The 9,572-nt window shown below is 45.2% G+C and carries 8 protein-coding genes; 5 read left to right on the top strand and 3 right to left on the bottom strand.

Going from position 1 to position 9,572, the window contains the following annotated elements; translation table 11 throughout:
* Positions 1-299 precede the first annotated feature (299 nt).
* Positions 300-983, bottom strand: a complete 684-nt coding sequence (locus LN995_RS21100) for a recombinase family protein (protein ID WP_229963081.1) — start codon at positions 981-983, stop codon at positions 300-302.
* A gap of 114 nt (positions 984-1,097) precedes the next feature.
* Here LN995_RS21100 and LN995_RS21095 point away from each other — a divergent pair, with 114 nt between their 5' ends.
* The 5 genes from LN995_RS21095 to LN995_RS21075 all read left to right on the top strand — a co-directional run bounded on the left by LN995_RS21095 (position 1,098) and on the right by LN995_RS21075 (position 8,763).
* Positions 1,098-1,703 (top strand): hypothetical protein, encoded by a 606-nt coding sequence (locus LN995_RS21095; protein ID WP_229963080.1) that lies wholly within the window; start codon positions 1,098-1,100, stop codon positions 1,701-1,703.
* The gene (locus tag LN995_RS21090; protein ID WP_229963079.1) at positions 1,700-2,359 is read left to right on the top strand and encodes a recombinase family protein; all 660 of its coding nucleotides are present in this window, start codon (positions 1,700-1,702) and stop codon (positions 2,357-2,359) included. The genes LN995_RS21095 and LN995_RS21090 overlap by 4 nt, the downstream gene beginning before the upstream one ends.
* A 435-nt stretch (positions 2,360-2,794) precedes the next feature.
* Positions 2,795-5,989 carry a SusC/RagA family TonB-linked outer membrane protein gene (locus tag LN995_RS21085; protein ID WP_229963078.1) on the top strand — a complete coding sequence of 1,065 codons (3,195 nt, stop codon included), beginning with the start codon at positions 2,795-2,797 and terminating at the stop codon, positions 5,987-5,989.
* An 11-nt stretch (positions 5,990-6,000) separates the two neighbouring features.
* Positions 6,001-7,461 carry a SusD/RagB family nutrient-binding outer membrane lipoprotein gene (locus LN995_RS21080; protein WP_229963077.1) on the top strand — a complete coding sequence of 487 codons (1,461 nt, stop codon included), beginning with the start codon at positions 6,001-6,003 and terminating at the stop codon, positions 7,459-7,461.
* Positions 7,462-7,482: 21 nt separating this feature from the next.
* On the top strand, positions 7,483-8,763 hold the full coding sequence (locus LN995_RS21075) for an alkaline phosphatase family protein (protein ID WP_229963076.1): 1,281 nt from the start codon (positions 7,483-7,485) through the stop codon (positions 8,761-8,763).
* On the opposite strand, the gene LN995_RS21070 is transcribed toward LN995_RS21075, so the two are convergent.
* Together LN995_RS21070 and LN995_RS21065 are read right to left on the bottom strand one after the other, a co-directional pair.
* Positions 8,756-9,067, bottom strand: coding sequence for an integrase core domain-containing protein (locus LN995_RS21070; RefSeq protein ID WP_229963075.1), 312 nt, complete (start codon positions 9,065-9,067; stop codon positions 8,756-8,758). The genes LN995_RS21075 and LN995_RS21070 overlap by 8 nt on opposite strands.
* Positions 9,048-9,227 carry a transposase gene (locus LN995_RS21065; protein ID WP_229963074.1) on the bottom strand — a complete coding sequence of 60 codons (180 nt, stop codon included), beginning with the start codon at positions 9,225-9,227 and terminating at the stop codon, positions 9,048-9,050. The genes LN995_RS21070 and LN995_RS21065 overlap by 20 nt, the downstream gene beginning before the upstream one ends.
* Positions 9,228-9,572 lie beyond the last annotated feature (345 nt).

The raw sequence follows: 9,572 nt of genomic DNA, 5'->3' as shown, positions 1-9,572 counted from the left end.
TTATGCCATCATTACTTCTGAAGGACTACCTAAAAAGATTATCAAGGATTTACTTTTATTGTCCTGATCTGGTACAAAATTCCTAAAGAGGGAAGGATTTTGGGAATAGTAGGAGAGGGGGAGAATTATAAGAGGCAAAAAGATTATTATATCTAAGAGTTAGGTTTATTGTTGATAAATCAGAGATTTACGTCTTAGCAATCTGCTTATGACCGTGTAACACTTTTGTACATTTATCACAATCAAAAGGAAGAAAATTTATCTCAGCTATAAGCCACAACGCAAATCAAATAAAGAAATCATTTTATTAGTTTGAGACGCATGTCAGCAACTTTTTGATATAAATAATACACTGTGCCTTTCAGAAAAGGTTTACCCGTGCGCGTTCTATACCCTTCTTCATTTAACTCATTTGCTATCTGCTGAAACGTATACCCCTGTTTACGATAAATATGGATTAGCTTTATAGCCTGGCGATTCTGCTTATTGACGCGGGCATTTGAACAACGAACTTCTAGTCCTTTCTTTCTGGCCTCGTCATTCAGGTTCTGAGGATTTCCCAGCTTTGCTCCCTGAGCCTTCTTTACCTGCAGGGCGTCCTTAGTTCGCTTGGAAATGAGCTCGCGTTCATGCTGGGCCAGTACCGCAAAGATACCAATGGTCAGGGTGTTAGCTTCAGGCATATCGGCACAGACGAAGTCTACCCCACTGTCCCGAAGGGCAAAGATAAAGGAGGCGTTGCGGCTGAGCCGATCCAGCTTAGCTATAAGCAGTGTAGCCTGTTTCAACTTTGCAAGCTTAATGGCTAAATATAACTGCTCACGATTATTTTTACTTCCGCTTTCTACTTCCGTAAATTCTTCAATAATAGAATCTTTTTGTTTAGCATACTGGAGGACAGCCAAACGTTGTGCTTCTAAACCAAGTCCGCTATGTTCTTGAACTTTTGTAGATACACGGTAATAGGCAACAAATTTCTTCATCTCTACTCAAACATGACAAATTTACAGCTAAATAATATATTGTCAAACTTTATAAACGGACGTTTAAGAGATGTAAAATTACCGTATCTTTGCCATATATTGAAGACTCACCTCATGAAACAGGCAGAAAAACAAGATGCAGTTCTCCGGCTATACAGCCGCCGGCACCGGGAGTACCCGTGCATTAGGCTTGAGGAAATCATGCAGGTGTTAAACATCTATGAAAGCAGACAAGAGACAGAGGGTATCGCAGATAAGTTGCGCGCTGTTAACTTAGTCAATCTGGACTTATTAGAGGAGGGAGTCGCTTTGGTTCATCAAATCACCTCTAAAGGGATGGACTATTGTAAGCAGGATTCCTACAGTCCTCTAGGTCGGCCAACTGTTTTTTTAAGTTTCACCGGTAGCATACCTGCCTCTTCTATTGTATTGAACCGTGACGTTTCCGGTACTCACCAGGCGAAGGCACCCGCCCATGAAGCCGGAGGGTTGATCAGCAGGAGAACAGAAAGACTCCATAGCAACCCCGACATAGAAAGAGAAGAAAAGGAGGAGCTACTTGAATGCGTGGAGGATATGGAGGAAAAGATCAGACTTCAGAAGCCAGTGTCAAAATATCAGTGGCGTACTCTTATTAACAGTACATCCGGACAGACAGAGGCCTCGACTTTAGCTGCTCGGCTTTCCCAACTGTATGGCATCTTATCATCCTCGCCATGAAACAGTACATCGCTTACTTTAGAGTATCTACCCGAAGGCAGGGGGAAAGCGGACTAGGGATGGAGGCCCAGCAGTATGCCGTTCGAAGCTTCCTTAAAACCGAAGATACTATCTTAGAGGAGTACGTGGAGGTGGAGAGCGGCAAGCGGAATAACCGCCCTCAGCTTTTAGCTGCCATTGACCATGCCAAAAGGATCAGGGCCACGCTGCTTATAGCTAAGCTGGACCGGCTCAGCCGCAACGCCTCCTTTATCTTTGCCCTTCGGGACAGTGGGGTAGACTTCGTCTGTGCCGATATGCCAGACGCCAACACCTTAACAATAGGCATCTTCGCGGTACTGGCCCAGCACGAACGTGAATTAATCAGCTCCCGGACCAAAGCAGCGCTACAGGTGAAGAAAGCGCAGGGGGTAAAGCTGGGAAAGCCTCAGAACCTGACCAATGAAGCCAGGAAGAAAGGGGAGGAGACGCGAGTGCTGAAAGCAGTTTTGAATGAGAACAATAAAAGAGCTTCGGCCATGATCCAGTCCTGCCGAAAGCATGGGATGAACTGGTCTGAGATAGCGAGTGAGCTAAACAAGCACGGTTTCAGGGCCAGTAGGGGAGGAAGCTTTCAGGCAGTACAAGTGCAGCGCATCTTCAAAAGAACCGCATGAGCACCTACATAGGAAAAGTGCTTGCTGTAATCGGATACATAGTAATTCAGTGTACCCGGAAATGAAGGGTTCATAATAGAATTATTTTATCCTTTTACCTGCTTTTACAGAAACCTGGTAACAGAGCTTTTCAGATTACGCTTTTATTATCATGATTACACTTTTTCTTCCTTCTGTTAACGCATATATAATATTTAATAAACATTCAGATAAAGGCCTTGAACTAGTTTTGCCCTTATACTTACTAGGGTAAATAGGGTAGTGCTAGTTGAGGATGATCAGACTGTTAACAATCATTTAGTGAATGCTTCCTGGCGGTATGGTACTATCTGAATTGGCCCTGTTGCTTCTCTAACATTCAATGTTGGATCCTACAGCATTCTTTATCCTGCTTTCAATAAGCTAGGACATGAAATATCAATAAACAGGCCTAATATGATATCAAAACTACCAGTTAAGAATAGCAGAGTGGCTAAAAGGAGTTGCTCCTTAATATTATTGGCGGTACTTGGAATAGCCCCTTTAGATGGTTTTACAAAAGGAGGTAAGTACAGCATTAATTCAGGCACTTTGAGTCATAGTTTACAAAGCGAATCTGTTTCTGGCCAGGTAAAAGATGCGGCTGGACAGCCATTACCTGGTGTCTCAGTATTGATAAAAGACACTAGTACAGGAGCAGTTACAGATATTGAAGGAAGATTTACTATAAAGACTGTAGGAGTTGAAGATCCAGTACTGATTTTTTCATATATAGGCTTCGAAAATAAAGAGGTGGCTGTTAATAACAGACGTTTTGTCGATGTGCTACTGGAAGAAGACTCACATAGTTTAGAAGAAGTAGTGGTAACAGCACTCGGCATTAAAAAAGAGAAGAAAGCGATTGGTTATGCCGTGCAGGAAGTGCAGGGTGAGGAACTAGTGAAAGCTCGTGAGGGGAATGTAGTAAGTAACCTTACTGGTAAAGTAGCTGGGCTTACGATCAGGAACTCCACTGACTTGTTTCAGGATCCAGCCATCAGCCTGAGAGGAAGGAAGCCATTGATAGTTATTGACGGAGTGCCTGACCAGACAGCTGATCTATGGAAAGTCAACTCTGATGATATTGAAAGTGTTAGCGTGCTGAAAGGTTCCACAGCCTCAGCCCTTTATGGCTCTATTGGCCGCAACGGTGCTATCATGATTACGACTAAGCGGGGTAAGGGAAAAGACCTCAGCGTGGAGATAAACTCCACTACCATGTTTCAGCCAGGCTTTATCCGTATACCGGAAGTGCAGTCGACCTATGGCAGTGGTAACAACGGCAAATATGCCTATGTCGATGGCTCTGGTGGAGGAATAGAGGGGGCCGGTTGGATCTGGGGACCAAAACTGGATCAGTTGGATGCCAGTACTCCCAGTGGCTATTGGGAGACACCGCAGTATAATAGCCCCGTGGATCCAGTTACAGGTGAGCGCCAACCATTGCCCTGGATATCCCGTGGTAAAGACAACGTAAAGAACTTTTTTGATACTGGTGCCATCTCCACAAACAGTGTAAGCCTTACCAAAGGCGGTGAGAAGGGTAGTTTTAGGGCCGCCGCTTCCCACATTTACCAAAAAGGCATTGTTCCGAACACTGATTTAAACAATACATCTTTTAGCCTTTCTGGTAACTATAGCTTGTCACCAAAGTTAACCACAGATGCCCGCATCAGTTACAACAGACAATACACCGATAACTTTCCTGAAACAGGTTACGGTCCAACCAACTACTTGTACAATCTGGTGCTGTGGACAGGTGCGGATGTTGATGTAAGAGACCTGAGGAACTATTGGCTGGAAGGTAGAGAAGGAGAGCAGCAAAGGCACTACAACCAATCCTGGTATAACAATCCTTATTTTCAGGCATATGAATACCAGCGTGGTTACTATAAAGACAATACTTTTGGTGCTGTCACACTCGATTATAGAATTAGCCCTTCCTTCAGTGCCACTTACAGGACTGGCGTGAACATCTACGGCCTGTCAACAAGTACAAAGGAACCTAAAAGCTATGTGGGTTACAGTGACAAATCGAGAGGGAACTACTATTTAAGCAACCAGAGTTACATCGATGTTATTTCAGACTTGCTTGTAAAGTATGAGCATACATTCAGCAAAAACTTTTCACTGAAAGCCCAGTTGGGAGGATCAAACAATTACCAGAACCTGAAGGGCCAGTCTTTGAGTACAGATGGCTTAACCATACCGGGCTTTTACAACATAAGCAACTCAGCTAACCCGGTTCAGGGAGAGAATACCATAGAGGAGCAAAAGAAAAACAGTGTTTATGGTATTGTTGACCTGGAAGCATTTGGGGCTTTGTACCTAAGTGTTACCGGACGTAATGACTGGGTTTCCACCTTACCAGTACGGAACAACTCCTTCTTCTACCCAGCGGTTTCGGGAGCTTTGGTCGTGTCGGATTTGGTAACGATGCCCTCAGCTCTTTCTTATCTGAAGCTGCGCGGTTCCTGGTCACGTGTATCAGAGGGGCGGATTGGCGATTACCCCTACAGCCATATCGCTGCTTATGAGAATGGTGTGAAATGGAATGGTACACCCTCTTTATACTATGGAAGCAGTAACCTTAACCCTAACATCAGGCCGGAAACTTCAGATACCTGGGAAGCAGGGCTAGAGTTCAACTTGATTGATAACCGTCTTGGTTTTGATGTTACTTATTACCAGGCACGTGACTACAATAACATTACCGATATTCCGGTATCGCTGGCCAGCGGCTATACATCCAGGTTAGAAAACGGGAACGTTTACCAGCGCAAAGGAGTGGAGGTTATTGCACGTGCAACACCTGTAAAGGAAAATGACTTTAGATGGGACATTACAGCTAACTTCAGCCAGTATCGCCGCTATTTAAAAGAAATCTTCGGAGGTGCTGAAGAGCTCAACCACTTAGAAGTGGATGAGCGTACCGATAAAATCTTTGCCGCAGTATACGAGACAGATCCACAGGGAAATATTATCTACAACAGCAACGGTTTCCCTAAAACTGATCCTTTTGCCCGCTTTGTGGGCTATGACGAGCCGGATTGGACCTACGGCATAGAAAACTCCTTCACTTATAAAAACTTTAACTTAAGATTTCTGTTTGACGGACGCCTTGGCGGAAAGATTTACTCTACCACCAATCAGAAGATGTGGTGGGGAGGAACACACCCTGGAACAGTGAACCACTATCGTGACGAGGCCAACTCCGGTGAGGCAACCTATGTTGGCGAAGGTGTGGTGGTGGTAAGTGGCGATGTGAAGTACGACGGGAAAGGGAATATTGTAGAAGACACCAGAGTATTCGAGCCTAATGCCAAAGCTGTCAGTTACATCAACTACATGATCAATACCAGCAACGCGCACAATTACAACTACCATTATTATAATGAAACGTTCCTGAAACTGCGCGAGGTAACACTGACATACCAGGTGCCAGGGCAGCTGCTTGAGAAGGCTCCTATACGCGCAGCCTCTGTTTCTTTCGTTGGGCGGAACCTACTGCTTTGGTCTAAGCTTCCCAATGTAGACCCTGATACCGGGGCTGATAACCTGCAGACTCCTGCCACCCGAAGTATGGGTGTCAACATTGATCTTAAATTTTAACACTCAGGGAAATGAATAAATTGAAGATAGTTGTACTGTCACTGGCTCTTAGCTGCTTTTACTCCTGTCAGGATTTCGAGGAGCTGCAGCTCGACCCAAACAGAACAACGCAGGCCACACCTGATCTGCTGCTCACTAACCTGGAAACCAGAGCCTTCAACGAAATACAACTTTCAGCTGCTTTGGCATCGCGCTACCTGGTGAACACAGATGGCGTTTCATTAAACCAGTACTATGGGTGGCAACGGTCTGACTTTGGCAGTTATGACCATCTAAGACAAGTAGTAAAGCTGGAGGAAGAGGCTGCGCGCGTAAACAAGCCGGTTTACATGGCGCTGGCCAAATTCTTTAAATCCTACTTTATAATTGGCCTTACTCAAACCTTTGGCGATGTGCCCTATACAGAAGCGTTCAGGGGGGATGAGAATGTCTTTTCACCAACTTATGACAAGCAGGAGGGTATTTATCTGGGAGTACTGGAGGATTTGAAAGAGGCCAACGCCATGCTTGCCAATACCCAGGAAACTATTTCCGGAGACGTGATCTATAGCGGGAATTTGGAGAAGTGGCAAAAACTGGTAAACTCCTTCACGTTACGCGTACTGATGAACCTGTCTCTCAAAGAGAACAATGCTAACCTCAATGTAAAGCAGCGTTTCCAGGAAATAGTCAATGACCCGGCACAGTTTCCGATCTTTGCATCTAACAGCGACAATGCCGCTTTACCCTTCTACGATCTTGAAGATAACCGGTACCCGTACTTCAACAGCAACGATATCCAAACGGCTTATTACATGGAGGAGACTTTTGTCTCTTTACTGCAAGACCTGGAAGACCCCCGGCTTTTTGAAGTAGCAGATCGGGCACCTGATGGGGCCGCACTTCCGGCAGAGGATCCGCAAGCCTATGGAGGAGTAAAGGGAAGCGATGCACTGGATGTAAATAAGCAAAGAGTTGTAGGAGGAGAGGCTTCCAAGATAAACGCGCGCTATTACAGCAACCCGGTAAATGAACCGAGTGTAGCTCTTGGCTTTGCTGAGGTGCAGTTTATTCTGGCGGAGGCGGTTGTTAGAGGCTGGGTAAGCGGTAATGCCGAAGAGCACTACAAAAAGGGGGTAGAAGCCAGCATGCTGTTTTATGGGATTCCCCACGATAGCATTGCGGCTTATTTGGCACAGCCGGAGGTTCAACTGCAGTCAAACAACCAACTGAACACCATTTTAACGCAGAAGTATATCTCCTTTTTTATGAACTCCGGCTGGCAGCCTTTTTATGAGCAACGCCGCACCGGAATTCCTGCCTTTGATGTAAGCGGTGGCGGTATGCTGAACGATAAGCAGATTCCGAAGCGCTGGATGTATCCGGAAAGTGAGTTTAATCTGAACAGGCAAAACGTGGAGGCTGCCATTGCCAGCCAATTCCCGGAGGGAGATAACATCAACGCAACCATGTGGTTGCTTCAGCCGGAGTAAAAGCACCTAACCAAATACCCTATGAAAATCAACGGACATATATTTCTGAAAAAGCTACTGCTGATCATGTGCCTGCTGCCTGTATTAACGGCGGCACAATCTGGTAAGAAAAAAGTGGTTTTTATTATTGTGGATGGCATTCCCGCGGATGTGCTGGAGAAGCAGCATACGCCGAACATAGACCGGGTAGCTGCTGTTGGCGGGTACACACGAGCGTATGTAGGAGGAGAAAGAGGTGGCTATTCCCAAACGCCCACCATTTCGGCAGTAGGCTACAACAGCTTATTGACCGGCACATGGGTGAATAAGCATAATGTTTGGGATAATAACATTGAGGCACCTAACTACAACTACTGGAGTATCTTCAGACACTTAAAAGCACAGTACCCTGAAAAGAAGCTTGCTATATTCTCCAGCTGGCTGGACAACAGAACCAAGCTGGTAGGGGAGGGATTGTCTCAAACAGGTAATATACGGATAGATTACAAAGTAGATGGCTTGGAATTAGACACAGTGAGCTTTCCGCATGATGAAGCAAGGGACTTCATGCACCAGATAGATGAGCGTGTGGCTAATGAAGCTACTGATCACATCTGGAATCATGCACCTGATTTATCATGGGTATATTTAGAATATCCAGATGATATGGGGCATTACTATGGAGATAGCGAACAGTTAAATAAAGCGGTTGAGTATGCAGATGATCAGATTGGTCGTATATGGAAAGCCATTGAGTATAGAAAGCAAAAGCACCAGGAAGATTGGCTGCTTGTAATAACAACGGACCACGGAAGGGACAGCACAAGCGGCAGGCACCACGGTGGGCAGTCTGACAGAGAGCGAACCACCTGGATGGTAACCAATGCCCGCGACCTGAACGCGCATTTTAAGGATGGTCAGCCAGGCATTGTGGACATCATGCCTAGCATTACTCGTTTTATGGATCTTAGCATACCTCGTGAGGCACTGATGGAAACGGACGGAGTACCTTTTATAGGTGCCGTTTCTGCAGTACAGCCAACTGCTGTTTACCAGAACGGTGAAATTCAGCTAACTTGGAAAGCCTTGGAAAAGAAAGGAAAAATGAAGGTTTGGCTGGCCTCTACCAATAACTACAAGGCAGGTGGTAAAGATGAGTACAAACTCCTGAAAACCGTTCCTACAAGAAATGAGAAGGTTACCATTCCGGTTAATGGTTATAACTACTATAAAATCGTGTTAGAGGCTCCTCATAATTTTCTGAACAAATGGATAACGTTGGATATGAATGGAAGGATAGGGAATAATCAAAAGCCTAATTAGGTAACAGCCTCGTCCTGAAATCAACGGATGGAGAATGTAAGCTTCCCCGAATTTTAGGCCATTGCAAAGTAGGTTTTAAAGTTACAATTTCCTTGATTAATTTGAAATTCAGCACCTGGTGCGGGCGGTGGTGGTTGTAGTCCTCCATCCTTTCCTCGGTCTTCTGCCGCACCTCTGAAAGGGTCCTGAACACGTAAGCATCAGTAGTTCCCTCCTGACACTGCCGTTGCAGCGCTCGATATAAGCGTTTTGCATCGGCTTGCCAGGTTGAATAAAGACCAGCCTCACCTTGTTCTCTTTGCACCAGTTCTTTTTACCTCCAGGTCGCCGTAGCGCTGGCGCCACTTGTAGAAGGCTGAGGAGGTGATGCGCAACTCCCGGCACAAGTCCTGGGCGTTGCGGCCATTCTCGTGCTCCTTGATAGCCATGATGATCTGTGATTCTATAAAGCGTGTCTTTTTCACTCCATTTAAAGTTAAAGCACTTATTCAACCTTTAAATGGCCAACTTTCAGGGAAGTCTATAGTTTTTTCCAAATATTAGCACTCCATATGCCAAGGCTGTGTCCTGTTCTTGACAAATGAGAAAGGCCGAGAGGTTAGTCGAGGCTTGTAGTAGGCAGCAAATGAGAAAGGCTCCTCATCTAGAGGAGCCTTTCTCATGAAAAGCTTTCTTGTAAACTTTTCAACTTTTAGCCGTGTTTTTATACGCGCTTGCACACAAGTAGGTTGTGAAGATCTAAAAAAACAATTTAACTCTTTCAAGCCTCACAAGCTCTTTTATGATAAGTAGAAGCAGTAAGCCATAGC

It is taken from the genome of Pontibacter silvestris (genome assembly GCF_020907275.1).
In the GTDB taxonomy this organism is placed as follows: Bacteria; Bacteroidota; Bacteroidia; order Cytophagales; family Hymenobacteraceae; genus Pontibacter; species Pontibacter silvestris.
The sequence above is the reverse complement of the archived record's forward strand: the minus strand, read 5'-3'. Positions and strand labels throughout refer to the sequence as shown.